The organism is Pseudomonas sp. TWI628, from assembly GCF_039673865.1.
Classification (GTDB): domain Bacteria; phylum Pseudomonadota; class Gammaproteobacteria; order Pseudomonadales; family Pseudomonadaceae; genus Aquipseudomonas.
On sequence record NZ_JBDJMM010000016.1, the window covers coordinates 137767 to 153934 of the forward strand.

Annotated in this window: 16 protein-coding genes and 1 pseudogene; 11 read left to right on the plus strand and 6 right to left on the minus strand. The window is 62.9% G+C overall.

From position 1 onward, the window contains the following. The 3 genes and pseudogenes from dut to argB all read left to right on the plus strand — a co-directional run bounded on the left by dut (position 1) and on the right by argB (position 2904). Positions 1–456, plus strand: a complete 456-nt coding sequence (gene dut / locus ABE528_RS14625; RefSeq protein WP_152959037.1) for a dUTP diphosphatase — start codon at positions 1–3, stop codon at positions 454–456. Positions 457–597: 141 nt separating this feature from the next. Then, positions 598–1965: pseudogene (locus ABE528_RS14630) on the plus strand (phosphomannomutase/phosphoglucomutase); the annotation flags it as partial. Positions 1966–1995: 30 nt separating this feature from the next. Beyond that, complete coding sequence (gene argB / locus ABE528_RS14635) at positions 1996–2904, plus strand: acetylglutamate kinase (RefSeq protein ID WP_103448477.1); 909 nt, start codon at positions 1996–1998, stop codon at positions 2902–2904. A gap of 65 nt (positions 2905–2969) precedes the next feature. Here the strand turns inward: argB and pyrE are convergent, their stop codons facing one another. After that, on the minus strand, positions 2970–3611 hold the full coding sequence (gene pyrE, locus ABE528_RS14640) for an orotate phosphoribosyltransferase (RefSeq protein WP_008091580.1): 642 nt from the start codon (positions 3609–3611) through the stop codon (positions 2970–2972). Between the two features lie 80 nt (positions 3612–3691). Here pyrE and ABE528_RS14645 point away from each other — a divergent pair, with 80 nt between their 5' ends. Next, on the plus strand, positions 3692–4471 hold the full coding sequence (locus ABE528_RS14645) for an exodeoxyribonuclease III (RefSeq protein WP_008091582.1): 780 nt from the start codon (positions 3692–3694) through the stop codon (positions 4469–4471). A 28-nt stretch (positions 4472–4499) separates the two neighbouring features. On the opposite strand, the gene ABE528_RS14650 is transcribed toward ABE528_RS14645, so the two are convergent. Both ABE528_RS14650 and rph read right to left on the minus strand, forming a co-directional pair. Next, a complete protein-coding gene (locus tag ABE528_RS14650) occupies positions 4500–4868 on the minus strand; it encodes a DUF4870 domain-containing protein (RefSeq protein WP_152959035.1) in 369 nt (122 codons plus the stop codon). Positions 4869–4891: 23 nt separating this feature from the next. Then, positions 4892–5614 (minus strand): ribonuclease PH, encoded by a 723-nt coding sequence (gene rph, locus ABE528_RS14655; protein WP_085621521.1) that lies wholly within the window; start codon positions 5612–5614, stop codon positions 4892–4894. A 205-nt stretch (positions 5615–5819) separates the two neighbouring features. Between rph and ABE528_RS14660 the strand changes: the two genes are divergently transcribed. Further along, entirely contained in the window at positions 5820–6683 is an 864-nt protein-coding gene (locus tag ABE528_RS14660; protein ID WP_152959034.1) for a YicC/YloC family endoribonuclease, read from the plus strand. Positions 6684–6696: 13 nt separating this feature from the next. After that, positions 6697–7317: a guanylate kinase gene (gmk, locus tag ABE528_RS14665; protein ID WP_346653339.1), complete on the plus strand. Its 621-nt coding sequence runs from the start codon at positions 6697–6699 to the stop codon at positions 7315–7317. Positions 7318–7352: 35 nt separating this feature from the next. On the opposite strand, the gene ABE528_RS14670 is transcribed toward gmk, so the two are convergent. The 3 genes from ABE528_RS14670 to ABE528_RS14680 all read right to left on the minus strand — a co-directional run bounded on the left by ABE528_RS14670 (position 7353) and on the right by ABE528_RS14680 (position 11151). Continuing rightward, the gene (locus tag ABE528_RS14670; protein WP_346653340.1) at positions 7353–8891 is read right to left on the minus strand and encodes an APC family permease; all 1539 of its coding nucleotides are present in this window, start codon (positions 8889–8891) and stop codon (positions 7353–7355) included. Positions 8892–9008: 117 nt separating this feature from the next. Next, on the minus strand, positions 9009–9764 hold the full coding sequence (locus ABE528_RS14675; RefSeq protein WP_152959031.1) for a gamma-glutamyl-gamma-aminobutyrate hydrolase family protein: 756 nt from the start codon (positions 9762–9764) through the stop codon (positions 9009–9011). A 4-nt stretch (positions 9765–9768) separates the two neighbouring features. Further along, the gene (locus ABE528_RS14680) at positions 9769–11151 is read right to left on the minus strand and encodes a glutamine synthetase family protein (protein WP_152959030.1); all 1383 of its coding nucleotides are present in this window, start codon (positions 11149–11151) and stop codon (positions 9769–9771) included. Between the two features lie 205 nt (positions 11152–11356). Between ABE528_RS14680 and ABE528_RS14685 the strand changes: the two genes are divergently transcribed. The 5 genes from ABE528_RS14685 to ABE528_RS14705 all read left to right on the plus strand — a co-directional run bounded on the left by ABE528_RS14685 (position 11357) and on the right by ABE528_RS14705 (position 16038). Continuing rightward, complete coding sequence (locus ABE528_RS14685; RefSeq protein ID WP_060507695.1) at positions 11357–12229, plus strand: LysR family transcriptional regulator; 873 nt, start codon at positions 11357–11359, stop codon at positions 12227–12229. A gap of 192 nt (positions 12230–12421) precedes the next feature. Then, positions 12422–12685, plus strand: a complete 264-nt coding sequence (gene rpoZ, locus ABE528_RS14690; protein WP_012312123.1) for a DNA-directed RNA polymerase subunit omega — start codon at positions 12422–12424, stop codon at positions 12683–12685. 59 nt (positions 12686–12744) lie between these two features. Further along, positions 12745–14853, plus strand: a complete 2109-nt coding sequence (spoT, locus tag ABE528_RS14695) for a bifunctional GTP diphosphokinase/guanosine-3',5'-bis pyrophosphate 3'-pyrophosphohydrolase (protein WP_103448468.1) — start codon at positions 12745–12747, stop codon at positions 14851–14853. 23 nt (positions 14854–14876) lie between these two features. Beyond that, the gene (locus ABE528_RS14700; protein ID WP_003253379.1) at positions 14877–15257 is read left to right on the plus strand and encodes a RidA family protein; all 381 of its coding nucleotides are present in this window, start codon (positions 14877–14879) and stop codon (positions 15255–15257) included. A 55-nt stretch (positions 15258–15312) separates the two neighbouring features. Next, complete coding sequence (locus tag ABE528_RS14705; RefSeq protein WP_152959029.1) at positions 15313–16038, plus strand: hypothetical protein; 726 nt, start codon at positions 15313–15315, stop codon at positions 16036–16038. Positions 16039–16168: the final 130 nt, after the last annotated feature.

Here is a 16168-nt window from a genome sequence, read left to right on the forward strand (position 1 = left end):
ATGCACGCTCTTCAAGCCAAGATCCTCGACCCACGCCTGGGCAGCGAATTCCCGCTGCCGCAATACGCCACCCCGGGCTCCGCCGGCCTCGACCTGCGCGCCCTGCTGAAAGAGGACACCGTCCTCGAGCCGGGCCAGACCCTGCTGATCCCGACCGGCCTGTCGATCTACATCGGCGACCCGGGCCTGGCGGCCATGATCCTGCCGCGCTCGGGCCTGGGCCACAAACACGGCATCGTGCTTGGCAACCTGGTCGGCCTGATCGACTCGGACTACCAGGGCGAGCTGATGGTGTCGTGCTGGAACCGTGGCAACACGCCGTTCACCATCGCCGTTGGCGAGCGCATCGCTCAACTTGTCCTGGTACCTGTGGTACAAGCACATTTCGACATCGTCGAGACCTTCGACGAGAGCCAGCGCGGCACGGGCGGCTTCGGCCATTCCGGTAGCCACTGAGCCGACCAATAACCGTTCAGGCCAAGGATGGCGAACTCTCTGGCGATTCAACCGTCCAAGCGTTCAGTTTGCGCCTGCCCAGAAAGCCTTTGACTAATGGAGTTTCCCGAGATGAACGACATGGCCCACCTGGTCCCGGCACTGCCGGAAAGCATCTTCCGCGCCTATGACATCCGTGGCGTGGTCGGCAAGACCCTGCACGGCGAAACCGCCTACTGGATCGGCCGCGCCATCGGCGCGCAGACCATCGCCCAGGGCGAACCGCAGATTTCCGTTGGCCGCGATGGCCGCCTGTCCGGCCCGATGCTGGTCGAGCAGTTGATCAAAGGCCTGGTCGATGCCGGTTGCCAGGTCAGCGACGTCGGCCTGGTACCGACCCCTGCCCTGTACTACGCCGCCAACGTGCTGGCCGGCAAGTCAGGCGTGATGCTCACCGGCAGCCACAACCCGTCGGACTACAACGGCTTCAAGATCGTCATCGCGGGTGACACCTTGGCCAACGAGCAGATCCAGGCCCTGCTGACCCGCCTGAAGACCAACGACGTGCCGAGCGGCGAAGGCAGCGTGCAAAAGGTCGAGATCCTTGATCGCTACTTCCAGCAGATCGTTGCCGACGTGAAGCTGGCGAAGAAGCTCAAGGTCGTGGTCGATTGCGGCAACGGCGCCGCCGGTGTGGTCGCGCCGCAGCTGATCGAAGCCCTGGGCTGCGAAGTCATCCCGCTGTTCTGCGAGGTGGACGGCAACTTCCCCAACCACCACCCGGACCCGGGCAAGCCGGAAAACCTCGAAGACCTGATCGCCAAGGTCAAGGAAACCGGTGCCGACATCGGCCTGGCCTTCGACGGCGACGGTGACCGCGTGGGCGTGGTAACCAATACCGGCAACATCGTCTACCCTGATCGCCTGCTGATGCTGTTCGCCCTGGACGTGCTGGAACGCAACCCGGGCGCCGAGATCATCTTCGACGTCAAATGCACTCGCCGCCTGACCCCGCTGATCGAACAGCACGGTGGCCGCGCCCTGATGTGGAAAACCGGCCACTCGCTGATCAAGAAGAAGATGAAACAGACCGGCTCGCTGCTGGCTGGCGAGATGAGCGGGCATATCTTCATCAAGGAACGCTGGTACGGTTTCGACGACGGCATCTACAGCGCCGCACGCCTGCTGGAGATCCTCAGCAAGGCCTCGCAGAACGCCGAAGACCTGTTCGCCGCCTTCCCGAACGATATTTCCACGCCGGAAATCAATATTGATGTGACCGACGAGGGTAAATTCAGCATCATTGATGCACTGCAACGCGACGCCGACTGGGGCGAAGCCAACCTGACCACCATCGACGGTGTGCGGGTCGACTACGCCAGCGGCTGGGGCCTGGTCCGCGCTTCCAACACCACACCGGTGCTGGTGCTGCGTTTCGAGGCTGAAAGCGCCGCCGAGTTGCAACGTATCAAGGATGTTTTCCGTGCCCAGTTGCTGCGGGTAGCCCCTGATCTGCAACTGCCGTTCTGACCGACTATCTGTTCCTTACAGGAGCCCTGCATGACCCTCGATCGCGATGCCGCTTCCCATGTAGCCGAGGTTTTGTCCGAAGCACTGCCTTACATTCGCCGCTTTGTCGGCAAGACCCTGGTGATCAAGTACGGCGGCAACGCGATGGAGAGCGAAGAGCTCAAGACCGGCTTTGCCCGTGACATCGTGCTGATGAAGGCCGTAGGCATCAACCCGGTAGTCGTGCACGGTGGCGGCCCGCAGATCGGCGACCTGCTCAAGCGCCTGTCGATCGAGAGCCACTTCATCGATGGCATGCGCGTCACCGACGCCGCGACCATGGACGTGGTGGAAATGGTCCTCGGCGGCCAGGTCAACAAGGACATCGTCAACCTGATCAACCGCCACGGCGGCAGCGCCATCGGCCTGACTGGCAAGGACGCCGAGCTGATTCGTGCGAAGAAGCTCACCGTCAGCCGCCAGACCCCAGAGATGACCCAGCCGGAAATCATCGACATCGGTCACGTCGGCGAAGTGGTCAGCGTCAACACCGACCTGCTGAACATGCTGGTGAAAGGCGACTTCATCCCGGTGATCGCGCCAATTGGCGTGGGCGCCAACGGTGAGTCGTACAACATCAACGCCGACCTGGTGGCGGGCAAGGTTGCTGAAGCGCTGAAGGCTGAGAAGCTGATGCTGCTGACCAACATCGCCGGCCTGATGGACAAGCAGGGCCAGGTCCTGACCGGCCTGACCACCGAGCAGGTCAATGAGCTGATCGCCGACGGCACCATCTACGGCGGCATGCTGCCGAAAATCAAGTGCGCGCTGGAAGCGGTCCAGGGCGGCGTCAACAGCTCACACATCGTCGACGGCCGCGTGCCGAACGCGGTGCTGCTGGAGATCTTCACCGACAGCGGCGTCGGCACCCTGATCACCAACCGCAAGCGTCACGCTTAATCTGCCCGGCAGCAGAAACGAAAAAGGCGACCCGATGGGTCGCCTTTTTCATTACCAAGCCAGGATCAGATCCCGTATTGCGCCCGGTAAGCCTCGACAGCCGGCAGATGCTGCTTGAGCTGCGGGTCGTCTGCCAGGAACTCCAGCACCTGGGTCAGCGAAACGATGCTGACCACCGGAATGCCAAAGTCGCGCTCCACTTCCTGGATCGCCGACAGCTCGCCATTACCACGCTCTTCGCGGTTCAGCGCGATCAGCACGCCAGCGGCCTTGGCCTGCTGGGCATTGATGATCTGCATCACTTCACGAATCGCGGTACCGGCAGTGATCACGTCGTCGATGATCAGCACATCACCGGCCAGCGGCGCGCCCACCAGGCTACCGCCTTCGCCGTGATCCTTGGCTTCCTTGCGGTTGAAGCACCAAGGCACATCGAGCTGATGCTGATCGGCCAGAGCCACGGCAGTGGTTGCCGCCAGGGGGATCCCCTTGTAGGCCGGGCCGAACAGCACGTCGAACGGGATCTTGCTGTCGACGATGGCTGCCGCGTAGCAACGGCCCAGTTGCGCAAGGGCGGAACCGGTGTTGAACAGGCCGGCATTGAAGAAATACGGGCTGGTACGCCCCGATTTCAGGGTGAATTCACCGAAGCGCAGCACGCCGCGATCGATGGCAAAACGGATGAAGTCGCGCTGATACGGCTGCATGTAAGGTCCCGGACACCACGGATTTAGCTAAATGGGTTGAGCTCGGGTATCATACACGCACGAGATTTTTGGGGCCATTTATGCGGATCATCAGTGTGAACGTGAATGGCATTCAGGCTGCGGCCGAGCGTGGATTGCTCAGCTGGCTGCAAGCCCAGAATGCCGACGTCATCTGCCTTCAGGATACCCGCGCCTCGGCCTTTGAACTCGACGACCCAGCTTTCCAGCTCGATGGCTATTTCCTTTATGCCTGCGACGCGGAGGTACCCGCCCAAGGTGGCGTGGCACTGTACTCGCGCATGCAGCCCAAGGCAGTCATCACCGGCCTGGGTTTCGAGACAGCCGATCGCTACGGGCGTTATCTGCAAGCAGATTTCGACAAAGTCAGTATTGCCAGCCTGCTGCTGCCTTCGGGTATGAACGGTGACGAAGACTTGAACCAGAAGTTCAAGTTGATGGACGACTTCGCCAAGTACCTGGACAAACAGCGTCGCAAGCGTCGTGAGTACATCTATTGCGGCTCGTTCTACGTGGCGCAGCAGAAGCTCGATATCAAGAACTGGCGTGACAGCCAGCAGTCGCCGGGCTTCCTGCCGCCAGAGCGGGCGTGGATGGATGCGATCACCGGCGACATGGGCTATGTCGATGCCTTGCGCGAAGTCAGCCGTGAAGGCGACCAGTACAGCTGGTGGCCGGACAACGAGCAGGCCGAGATGCTCAACCTGGGCTACCGGTTCGACTACCAGATCCTTACCCCGGGCCTGCGCCGCTTCGTGCGCAACGCCCGCCTGCCGCGTCAGCCGCGCTTCTCGCAACATGCGCCGCTGATTGTCGACTATGACTGGACGTTGACCATCTAAGAAAAAGGGCCGCGAAAGCGGCCCTTTTTTATTGGATCGGTCGCCAGATGAAGGGGTAGCGATACGCCTTGCCTTCATTGGCCCTGACCGCCGCCAGGATGATCAGGATCAGTACCGCCAGCATCAGCACCGGGAACAGCACGAAGCCGATGACCACGAACATCAGGGCGCTACAGATGAACCCGGCAATGGTCACGTTGATCTGGAAGTTCAGCGCTTCCTTGCCTTGGGCATCGATGAAGGGGTCCTGCTCGCGCTTGAGGTGCCACAGCACCAACGGGCCCAGCAGGTGCCCGAGGGGCACCACCAGGCCTAGCAGCGCGGAGAGGTGACAGAACATCGCCCATTGCCGGACTTCGGCATTGGGCGGGGTGACCGACAGTTCGGAATCGTTCATGCCCCTCACCTCCCTGGCCGGGATCAGTCGGCCAGTGCGGCCTGCTGCAGTTCGAAAATTTCGTTCATGCCCTTTTGCGCCAGCGCCAGCATGGCGTTGAAGTCTTCAGGCTGGAACGGTGCGCCTTCGGCGGTGCCCTGCACTTCGATGAAACCACCGGCGCTGGTCATGACCACGTTGAGGTCGGTTTCTGCTGCGGAGTCTTCCAGGTAGTCCAGGTCGAGTACCGCTTCGCCCTGGTACATGCCCACCGATACGGCAGCGATCATGTGCTTGAGCGGGTTGCCGGCCTTCAGGCCGCCGCGCTTCTTGATCACCGCCAGGGCATCGCACAGGGCGACCATGGCGCCAGTGATCGATGCGGTGCGGGTACCGCCATCGGCCTGGATCACGTCGCAGTCGATGTACAGGGTAATGTCACCGAGTTTGCTCATGTCCAGTGCGGCGCGCAGCGAACGGCCGATCAGACGCTGGATTTCCAGGGTGCGGCCACCTTGCTTGCCACGGCTGGCTTCGCGCTGGTTACGCTCGCCGGTGGAACGCGGCAGCATGCCGTACTCGGCAGTCAGCCAGCCTTGGCCCTGGCCTTTGAGGAAGCGCGGTACGCCGTTTTCGACGCTGACCGTGCAGATGACCTTGGTGTCACCGAACTCGACCAGTACCGACCCTTCGGCGTGCTTGGTGTAGTTGCGGGTGATGCGGATCGAGCGGAGCTGATCGGCGGCGCGACCACTTGGACGTTTCATCTGGGATACCTGTACTGGGACTTTGAATCTGCCCGCCATTATAGAGCTCGTCGCCCACGGAGGACATGCCTATTGTCGCGCTCCCGGCAGCCTGTCGCCTTTTCCCACTCGCGGGCACGTGCTCTGTAACATGGGCGGATTGGGCGCCACGTGCGCACTGCGCTACAATCGCGCGCCTTCAATTCATTAACGCGAGGTACTTCCCATGGTGCACAGCATGACCGCTTTTGCTCGTGTCGAACGCGCAGGCAGCCAAGGCACCCTGGTCTGGGAACTGCGCTCGGTCAACCACCGTTACCTTGAACCTCACCTGCGCCTGCCAGACGCCCTGCGCGACCTTGAAGGCGCGGTACGTGAGGGCCTGCGCCAGGGCCTCTCACGCGGCAAGGTCGAATGCACCCTGCGCCTGCACGAAGACAGCAATGGCAAGCCGCTCAAGGTCGACCGCGAGCGCGCCGCGCAGCTGGTCGCCGCTGCCGAAGAGGTGGCCGGGCTGATCAAGCAGCCGGCCGCGCTGAACCCGCTGGAAGTGCTGTCCTGGCCGGGCGTGCTGGTGGCCGACGCCACTGACCCCCAGGCCCTGAACGCCGAAGCCGTGGCGCTGTTCGACGAAGCCCTGGCCGAACTCAAGGCCGGGCGCCTGCGCGAAGGCCAGGAGCTGGCCCGGCTGATCAACGAGCGCCTGGACAACATGACCACCGAGGTCACCACCCTGCGCGCCCTGGTGCCGCAGATGCTCGCCACCCAACGGCAGAAAATCATCGACCGTTTCGGTGACCTGAAGGCCGAGCTCGACCCGCAGCGCCTGGAGCAGGAGATGGTACTGTTGGCGCAGAAGAGCGACGTCGCCGAGGAACTCGACCGCCTCAGCACCCACGTCAACGAAGTGCGCCGAGTGCTCAAGTCCGGCGGTGCCGCCGGCCGGCGCCTGGACTTCCTGATGCAGGAACTCAACCGCGAAGCCAACACCTTGGGCTCCAAGGCCTTCGACCCACGCAGCACGCAAGCGGCGGTCAACCTCAAGGTGTTGATCGAACAGATGCGTGAACAAGTACAGAACATCGAGTAAGGCCACCCCGACCATGAATCAAAGCAGCGGCACCCTCTACATCGTTTCGGCCCCGTCCGGCGCTGGCAAGACCAGCCTGGTCACCGCCCTGATCAAGGCCGACCCACGCGTCAGCGTCTCGGTCTCGCACACCACCCGCGCCATGCGCCCGGGTGAAGAGCACGGCGTGAACTACCACTTCGTCAGCCATGACGACTTCAAGGGGCTGATCACCAAGGGTGACTTCCTCGAGCACGCCGAAGTGTTCGGCAATTTCTACGGGACTTCGCGCAGCACGCTGCAAGAGGTGCTGGACCGGGGCAATGACCTGATCCTGGAAATCGACTGGCAAGGCGCCCAGCAGGTGCGCAAGTTGATGCCCGAGGCACGCTCGGTGTTCATCCTGCCGCCGAGCCGGCAGGCCCTGCGCGAGCGTCTGGATGGCCGTGGCCAGGACAGCGAAGCGATCATCGCCGGGCGCATGAAGGAAGCCGTCAGCGAGATGGAGCACTACGACGAGTACGAGTACGTCATCATCAACGACGACTTCGACGTGGCGCTGGAAGAATTGAAGGCGGTGTTCGTGGCCAACCGCTTGCGGCTGAAGAAGCAGCAGCAGCGCTACAGCGGGTTGCTGCAAGAACTGCTCGCCTGACAGACCGAACGGGGCCGCTTTGCGGCCCCTTTGCATTACTCCTGCAGTGGCAGGGTGGCCTGCTGACGCAGGGTCGCCCCCAGGAAGTAAGCCGGCGCACGCATCCGCGAAATCATCATCAGCACGATCCCCAGTGCCGAAATGATCGCCGCAATCACGAACACCAACCCCAGCCCCGCCACATGCGAGCCACTGCCGAAGTCCGGCGAGGCACTGTCGATGGCTGTGCGCACAAAGATCACCGACAGGATCACCCCACCCACCAGCGGGCACAGGCCACGCATGAAGAAGTGGCGCACGCTGCCGAACAGGCTGTCGCGGAAGTACCAGACACAGGCGAACGCCGTCAGCGAATAGTAGAAGCAGATCATCATGCCCAGCGCCGTGATGGTGTCAGCCAGCACGTTCTCGCTGAGGGTACGCATGGTCACGTAGAACAGGCCCGCCGCCACACCGGCGCAGATGGTCGCGTAACGCGGGGTCTGCGAACGTGGGCAGACGCTGGCGAATTTCTGCGGCACCGCGCCGTAGTAACCCATGGCCAACAGTGTGCGCGCCGGCGACACGAAGGTCGACTGCAGCGACGCTGCTGTGCTCGCCAGCACGGCGATCGACATCAGGATCGCCAACGGCCCCATCACCGGACCGGCCAGGTGGGCGAACACGTTTTCCTGGATGCGCGGGTTGTTCAGCCCCAGGCCTTGCTCGCTGATGCCGGCGAACTGCAGGGTGGCGATGGCAGTGACCAGGTACAGGCCAAGGATCAGCAGCACGGTCCAGGTGGCCGCCTTGCCCGGCACCTCGTCACTGCCGATCGACTCTTCACTGACGGTCAGGCAAACGTCCCAGCCCCAGAAGATGAAGATCGATAGCGAAAGCCCCGCAGCAAAGGCCGAGAACGACTCGACACCGAACGGGTTGAACCAGGCGAAATCGAACTCCAGTGGCGGTGGAGCGGTGGTGCTGCCAAAGGCCGCGAAGGCAAAGCCAAGCAGTACCAACAGCTGCAGCGCCACCAGCCCGTACTGCACGGTCATGGTGGTAGCCATGCCACGGCAGCAGATCCACACCGCCATGGCGATGAACACGCAACAGGTGGTGATGTTGATCAACAGGTTGTCGGCCAGCGCCGCCAGCTCATGCTGGCCGGTGATCTGACTGAGGAACAGATAGAAGAAGTCGACGGCAACGCCCGCCAGGTTGGACAGCACGATGGTGGTGGCAACCACCAGCCCCCAGCCGCCGATCCAGCCGATCATCGGGCCGAAGGCACGGGCCGACCAGGTAAACGAAGTGCCGCTGTCCGGCTCGGCCGAATTCAGCTCGCGGTAGCCCAGGGCAACCAGCAACATCGGCAGGAAGCCGACGATGAACACGGCGGGAAGATGAGCACCGACCTCACGTACGGTCGGGCCAAGGGCACCGGTCAGGGTGTAGACCGGGGCAATGGTGGAAATGCCCAGCACCACGCTGGCCAGCAGGCCAAGACGGCCCTTGGCCAGGCCTTTGCTGCGCTGAGTGCTGCCCGAGTCGGCCACGTCGGGTGGGCGGCCGGCTTCTGTGTAATTGCTCATGAGTTTTTGCCGTAACTATTGGAATTGTTTTCACAGGCCCTGTCCCCAGGGCCTGCTTCCACTCATTGAAAGCGCGCTGCCGGGGTGAGTCATCCCGTACTTTTGGCTGACTTGCGGTCAGGCCTCCCGTGCAGCATGGGCAATGCAGGCCTCGCGGAACGCCTGGAAAAGGCTCCGGGAGACCGGGTTGTCGGCGAAACGCCATTCCGGGTGCCACTGCACACCAAGCACAAAGCCCGGCGCGTCAGGCATCGACACCGCTTCGATCAGGCCATCAGGGGCCCGTGCCTCGACCCGCAGGCCTGGGGCCAGGCGGTCGATGCCCTGGCTGTGCAGCGAGTTGACCTCAAACTGCGCAGCCAGGCCCAGGCGCTCGAACAACCCGCCAGGCGCAACGCTGACGGGATGGCGAGGGCCATATTGCACCTCAAGGGGTGCATCCTCGGGTTCACGATGATCCATGTAGCCGGGCAGTTCCTGCACACGCTGGTGCAGGCTGCCGCCCAGGGCCACGTTCAGTTCCTGGAAACCTCGGCAGATGCAGAACACCGGCACACCGGCGGCAATCGCCGCCTGCAGCAGCGGCAGGGTCAGCCGGTCGCGGGCAAGGTCGTGCCGGGTCCCTTCGGCGCTGGCGGCGCCATTGTAATGATGCGGCTCGATATTTGAAGGCGAGCCGGTAAAAACAATGCCGTCAAGCTGGGCCAGCAGCGCCTGCGTGTCGCTGCCGCCGTCGCGGGCCGGCAGAATCAGTGGCAATCCGGCGAAACCGGCGGCCTCCACATACTTGTCGCCCACCGTGTGCGACGAGTTCTTCCCCACCTGCTGGCGGCAGGCGCTGATACCGATCAAGGGGACCGCAATTGCGCTCATGGGCTTACACCGTGTGCAGGTACCAGTTGTACTCGAGGTCGGAAATCGAAACTTCGAATTCGGCCAGCTCACTTTCCTTGCAGGCCACGAAGATATCGATGTAGTCCGGGCTGATGTATTGGTTGAGGACTTCGCTGTCATCCAGCGCACGCAGGGCGTCGCGCAGGTTGTTCGGCAAGCTTTGCTCCAGCTGCTCGTACGAGTTGCCTTCGATCGGTGCACCCGGCTCGATCTTGCTGGTCAGGCCGTGGTGAATACCGGCCAGGATGGCCGCCAGCATCAGGTACGGGTTGGCATCGGCACCGGCCACGCGGTGCTCGATACGCACGTTGTCGCTGCTGTCGGTCGGTACGCGCACGGCTACGGTGCGGTTGTCCAGGCCCCAGCTCGGCGCGTTCGGCACATAGAACTGCGCACCGAAGCGGCGGTAGGAGTTGATGTTCGGGCACAGGAAGGCCATCGACGCCGGCATGGTCTCCAGCACACCGCCGATGGCGTGGCGCAGGGCGTCGCTTTGCAGCGGGTCTTCATGGGCAAAGATGTTCTTGCCGGTTTTCTTGTCCAGCAGCGAAATGTGCACGTGCAGGCCGTTACCCGCCTGGCCCGGATAGGGCTTGGCCATGAACGTGGTGTCCATTTCATGGTCGTAGGCGACGTTCTTGATCAGGCGCTTGAGCAGGATCGCGTAGTCGCAGGCCTTCATCGGGTCGGCAACGTGGTGCAGGTTGACTTCGAACTGCGCCGGGGCGCTTTCCTTGACGATGGCATCGGCTGGCAGGCCTTGCTCCTTGGCCGCTTCGAGCATGTCCTGCAGGCAGTCGGCGTATTCGTCGAGGTCGTCGATCAGGTACACCTGGGTCGACTGCGGGCGCTTGCCGGAAATCGGCGAACGCGGCGGTTGCGGCCGGCCGTTGAGGTTGTCCTGATCGATCAGGTAGAACTCCAGCTCGAACGCGGCGCAGATATCCAGGCCCATGGCGTCGAACTTGCTCACCACTTGGCGCAGCACTTCGCGCGGGTCGGCGAAGAACGGCTCACCGTCGAGCTCGTGCATGGTCATCAGCAGTTGCGCGGTCGGGCGCTTCTGCCACGGCTCGTCGGACAGCGTACCGGCAATCGGGTAGCAGATGCGGTCGGCGTCGCCGATATCGAGGCCCAGGCCGGTGCTTTCCACGGTCGAGCCGTTGATGTCCAGGGCGAAGAGGGAGGCCGGCAGGTTGATGCCTTTTTCGTAGACCTTGTGCAGGCTGGCGCGCTCGATGCGCTTGCCGCGTACCACGCCGTTCATATCGGAAATCAGCAGATCGACGTACTGCGTATCCGGATGGGCCTGAAGGAAGTCATTCATCTCGCTGGAAGTACTGGCGCACGGGGTGACCGACGTCATGGCTTACATCCTATGATTTGCTGCGGCGATGTGGGGATACGGCTGGCGCCTCACGGGCGACGATGGTTGCAGCTGTTGTTCTTTTCACTTTCCCATCGTGGGGATTGGTTACCCGACCGGGCGCATTGATTCCCGGGGGCCGTTTCACTATAAAATGGCCCTGACGCAACAGACATTGGCAATTTGGCAAGCAGAGCGTGCACCAATGCAATATCAGATTACCCACGCCGACCTTTCTCTGGTCCTGGCACTGGAACGCGGGCGCTCACTGGCCAAGGCCGCCGAACTGCTCAAGGTCGACGTCTCGACCGTATTCCGCTCGATTCGCCGGCTGGAGTCGGCGCTGGGCACCGCGCTATTCGTTAAAAGTCGCAAAGGCTACCTGCCGACCGACACGGCCCAGGCCTTGGCAGAACAGGCCGAGCGTGCCGAGCAGGCGCTGGAGGCCGCACGCATCGCCATGACCAGCGGTGAGCAGGTGGTCAGCGGCACCGTGCGCGTGACCTGCACCGAAGCCGTGATGCACAGCCTGCTGCTGCCGGCCTTGGCCGCGTTCATGCCGAACTACCCAGCGCTGTCGCTGGAGATGGGTACGTCCAATACCTTCGCCAACCTCAGCCGGCGCGATGCCGACATCGCCCTGCGCCTGACCAACACCCCGCCGGAGCATCTGGTGGGGCGTTGCCTGGGCTCCACCTCCTATGTGATCTGCGGTCAGCCGCAGTGGCGCGAGCGCCTGAACGAATCGGCCAGCAGCGTGCCGTGGATCGCCCCGGACGACTCGATGCAGGACCACCCCACCGTGGTCTGGCGCAACCAGCAGTACCCGGGGTTGAGCCCGCGCTACCAGTGCAGCAGCATGTCGACCATCGCCCAACTGGTGAGCACCGGGCTGGGCGTGGCGGCACTGCCGGACTATATGGTCGATGCCTTGCCGGGGGTGGATGCGTTGAGCGGGCCGTTGCCCGGATGCGATACCCAGTTGTGGCTGCTGACCCGGCCCGATTGCCGGGCGCTGCGTTCGGTGCAGACCTTGTTCGAGGAGCTGACGCCGCGGTTGCGGGATGCGATGCTCTGAGGTTATCGTCAGGAGCATGCATCGAGGGTGTCTGCTGCGGCCCTTTCGCGGCTGAAGCCGCTCCCACAGGGCAGGCCTGGCGAAGCAGCCGACAAAACAGCGCTTCCCTATTGGCTGGTGATTTTTTAAACTATCGAGTCCGCCTGCCCATATTGGGCTGCACGCCCACCGCATTTGCTACTGAGGAAGACCATGGCCCGCGTAACTGTTGAAGACTGCCTGGAACACGTGGATAACCGTTTTGAGCTGGTCATGCTCTCGACCAAGCGCGCCCGCCAGCTGGCCACCGGTGGCAAAGAGCCGCGCGTTGCATGGGAAAACGACAAACCAACCGTCGTTGCCCTGCGTGAAATCGCCGAAGGCATCGTCACCAACGAATTCATCGCCGCTGAAGAGATCGTCACCGAGGATCCGGTCTTCGCCGCGTTCGAGGACGAGTCCAACGAGGCTGTCTGATTGATGCCTGGTCGACGTCGCACGGCGCAAGGCCCTTATCCTCGGCAGGAGGTAACCCCATGCCGGGCATAGAAGCCTTAGCCGAACGGCTGTCGACCTATCTGGGCCCTGAACAGGTCAACCTGGTTCGGCGCGCCTATTTCTATGCCGAGCAGGCACACGATGGGCAGCGCCGCCGCAGCGGCGAGCCCTACGTGACCCATCCGCTGGCCGTGGCCAGCATCCTCGCCGACATGCACATGGACCATCAGAGCCTGATGGCGGCCATGCTGCACGACGTGATCGAAGACACCGGCATCGCCAAGGAAGCCCTCTGCCAGCAGTTTGGCGAGACCGTGGCCGAACTGGTCGACGGGGTCAGCAAGCTGACCCAGATGAACTTCGAGACCAAGGCCGAGGCGCAGGCCGAAAACTTCCAGAAGATGGCCATGGCCATGGCCCGCGATATCCGCGTGATCCTGGTCAAGCTGGCCGACCGCCTGCACAACATGCGTACCCTTGAAGTGCTGTCTGGCGAAAAACGCCGGCGCATCGCCAAGGAAACCCTCGAGATCTACGCCCCCATCGCCAACCGCCTTGGCATGCACACCGTGCGCGTGGAGTTCGAGGACCTCGGTTTCAAGGCCATGCACCCGATGCGTTCGTCGCTGATCCACCGGGCCGTCAAGAGCGCACGCGGCAACCGCAAAGAGATCGTCGCCAAGATCGAACACTCGCTGGCCAACTGCCTGGCCGCCGACGGCATCGAGGGCGAGGTCAGCGGCCGGCAGAAACACCTCTATGGCATCTACAAGAAGATGCGTGGCAAGCGCCGCGCCTTCAACGAGATCATGGACGTATACGCCTTCCGCATCATCGTCGACAAGGTCGACACCTGCTACCGCGTGCTCGGCGCCGTGCACAACCTGTACAAGCCGCTGCCCGGTCGCTTCAAGGATTACATCGCGATCCCCAAGGCCAACGGCTACCAGTCGTTGCACACCACGCTGTTCGGTATGCACGGCGTACCCATCGAGATCCAGATCCGCACCCGCGAGATGGAAGAGATGGCCAACAACGGCATCGCCGCGCACTGGCTGTACAAGTCCAACGAGGACGAGCAGCCCAAGGGCAGCCATGCCCGGGCGCGCCAGTGGGTCAAGGGTATCCTCGAGCTGCAGCAGCGTGCTGGCAACTCGCTGGAGTTCATCGAGAGCGTGAAGATCGACCTGTTCCCGGACGAGGTCTACGTGTTCACGCCCAAAGGCCGGATCATGGAGCTGCCCAAAGGCTCCACCGCCGTCGACTTCGCCTATGCGGTGCACACCGACGTCGGCAACAGCTGCATCGCCTGCCGGATCAACCGCCGCCTGGCACCGCTGTCCGAACCACTGCAAAGCGGCTCGACGGTGGAAATCGTCAGCGCCCCGGGCGCACGGCCAAACCCGGCCTGGCTCAATTTCGTGGTCACCGGCAAAGCGCGCACGCACATTCGCCACGCCCTCAAGCAGCAGCGTCGCTCCGAGTCGATCAGCCTCGGCGAACGCCTGCTGAACAAGGTGCTGACCGGCTTCGACAGTAGCCTCGAGAAGATCCCTCAAGAGCGTATCCAGGCGATTCTCGCCGAGTACCGCCTGGAGCTGATCGAAGACCTGCTCGAAGACATCGGGCTGGGCAACCGCATGGCCTACGTGGTCGCCCGCCGCCTGCTGTCGGCCGAAGGCGAACAACTGCCGGCGCCGGAAGGCCCGCTGGCGATCCGCGGCACCGAAGGCCTGGTACTGAGCTACGCCAAGTGCTGCACACCAATCCCGGGCGACCCGATCGTCGGCCACCTGTCGGCGGGCAAGGGCATGGTCGTGCACCTGGAAAACTGCCGCAACATCAGCGAAATCCGCCACAACCCAGAGAAATGCGTACAACTCTCGTGGGCCAAGGACATCGCTGGCGAATTCAACGTCGAGCTGCGTGTCGAGCTTGAACACCAGCGCGGCCTCATCGCCTTGCTGGCCAGCAGCGTCAACGCTGCCGACGGCAACATCGAGAAGATCAGCATGGACGAACGCGACGGCCGTATCAGCGTGGTCCAACTGGTGGTCAGCGTGCACGACCGTGTGCACCTGGCGCGTGTGATCAAGAAGCTGCGTACCTTGACCGGCGTGGTCCGCATCACCCGCATGCGTACGTAGTCCGCCAACCGCAAGGAGTCATCATGAGCAAGACCGTAATCAACAGCGACAAGGCCCCTGCCGCTATCGGCACCTACTCCCAGGCGATCAAGGCCGGCAACACCGTCTACATGTCGGGCCAGATCCCGCTGGACCCGAAGACCATGGAACTGGTCGAAGGCTTCGAAGCCCAGACCGTACAGGTGTTCGAGAACCTCAAGGCCGTGGCTGAAGCGGCTGGCGGTTCGTTCAAGGATATCGTCAAGCTGAACATCTTCCTCACCGACCTGAGCCACTTCGCCAAGGTCAACGAGGTGATGGGCCGCTACTTCGAGCAGCCATACCCAGCCCGCGCTGCCATCGGCGTTGCTGCACTGCCGAAAGGCTCCCAGGTCGAAATGGACGCCATCCTGGTCATCGAATGATGCCCCTGGTGACGGGCGCCCTGCCCGTCACCCTTCTCTGCAAGGTTATCCCGTCATGCGTCAAGCACTGCCCCTCGCGCTGGCAGCCCTGCTTCTGGGCGGCTGCGCCAGCCACAAACCCGAAGATTTCAACGGCACCTGGATCAACCAGGCCGCCATCAAAGCCGCCAGCAAAGGCGGCAGCCTGCGCCAGGCCCTGAACGAGCATGGCCCGGTGTTCGAGTGGAAGCTCGATGTCGCCAACCAGCAGGCCAGCTTCAGCAATGGTTTCGAGGCTGCCGACGGCCAGCTGAGCGCCAACCAGAAACAATGGCAGGCCAGTTTCGCGGGTGGCCAGACCGAACAGCTCGCACTCGATGGCGATGAGCTGAAAGCCACCACCCAGAGCGGTGCCGAGCAGACCTTCGTGCGCGCCAAGCAGCCGGGCAATGCTCCATTGGGCGGCAGCTTCGAGAAGGCGCTGTACCAGGCTTATCTCGGTGGCGACTGGAAGATCATCGAGGGCCAGGGTAAAGGCGGAACCGTGCGCTTCAGCGATACCGGCAACGTCACCGGCCTGCCAGGCCCGGACCGTTTCGCCCTGTGCCTGGCCGGCGACTGCGCCAGCATGGGTGGCAACAACGACAGCCTGTGGCTGGAGCGTAACCAGCGTGGCGCGCCGTTCATCTTCAAGCGTGATGGCGACAAGATGGCGATCTACCAGGCGGTGAACACTGCTCAGGCAGATGAAATTCCGCAATTGGCGGCCGGTACTCAGCAGTGGGTGCTGGAGCGGGACTGAAGCCCGCTCCCAGGGGATTATCACCGGCTTCCAGGCCTGCGCTGTACTTGTGGGAGCCGCGCTTGCCGGCGATGGGCCGCGAAGCGGCCCCACAATTTCAAGGTTGTTGCTTAAATTGCCGGGGCCGCTT

Excerpts from the sequence above, each read along its gene's own strand:
- ABE528_RS14700 (WP_003253379.1), top strand. The coding sequence starts at position 14,877 with ATGAGCAAGACCGTAATCAACAGCGACAAGGCCCCTGCCGCTATCGGC.
- dut (WP_152959037.1), top strand. The coding sequence starts at position 1 with ATGCACGCTCTTCAAGCCAAGATCCTCGACCCACGCCTGGGCAGCGAA.
- ABE528_RS14650 (WP_152959035.1), bottom strand. The coding sequence starts at position 4,868 with ATGAACGATTCCGAACTGTCGGTCACCCCGCCCAATGCCGAAGTCCGG.
- ABE528_RS14685 (WP_060507695.1), top strand. The coding sequence starts at position 11,357 with ATGCAATATCAGATTACCCACGCCGACCTTTCTCTGGTCCTGGCACTG.
- ABE528_RS14680 (WP_152959030.1), bottom strand. The coding sequence starts at position 11,151 with ATGACGTCGGTCACCCCGTGCGCCAGTACTTCCAGCGAGATGAATGAC.
- argB (WP_103448477.1), top strand. The coding sequence starts at position 1,996 with ATGACCCTCGATCGCGATGCCGCTTCCCATGTAGCCGAGGTTTTGTCC.
- spoT (WP_103448468.1), top strand. The coding sequence starts at position 12,745 with ATGCCGGGCATAGAAGCCTTAGCCGAACGGCTGTCGACCTATCTGGGC.
- ABE528_RS14675 (WP_152959031.1), bottom strand. The coding sequence starts at position 9,764 with ATGAGCGCAATTGCGGTCCCCTTGATCGGTATCAGCGCCTGCCGCCAG.
- ABE528_RS14660 (WP_152959034.1), top strand. The coding sequence starts at position 5,820 with ATGGTGCACAGCATGACCGCTTTTGCTCGTGTCGAACGCGCAGGCAGC.
- ABE528_RS14645 (WP_008091582.1), top strand. The coding sequence starts at position 3,692 with ATGCGGATCATCAGTGTGAACGTGAATGGCATTCAGGCTGCGGCCGAG.
- rph (WP_085621521.1), bottom strand. The coding sequence starts at position 5,614 with ATGAAACGTCCAAGTGGTCGCGCCGCCGATCAGCTCCGCTCGATCCGC.
- ABE528_RS14670 (WP_346653340.1), bottom strand. The coding sequence starts at position 8,891 with ATGAGCAATTACACAGAAGCCGGCCGCCCACCCGACGTGGCCGACTCG.
- rpoZ (WP_012312123.1), top strand. The coding sequence starts at position 12,422 with ATGGCCCGCGTAACTGTTGAAGACTGCCTGGAACACGTGGATAACCGT.
- pyrE (WP_008091580.1), bottom strand. The coding sequence starts at position 3,611 with ATGCAGCCGTATCAGCGCGACTTCATCCGTTTTGCCATCGATCGCGGC.
- gmk (WP_346653339.1), top strand. The coding sequence starts at position 6,697 with ATGAATCAAAGCAGCGGCACCCTCTACATCGTTTCGGCCCCGTCCGGC.
- ABE528_RS14705 (WP_152959029.1), top strand. The coding sequence starts at position 15,313 with ATGCGTCAAGCACTGCCCCTCGCGCTGGCAGCCCTGCTTCTGGGCGGC.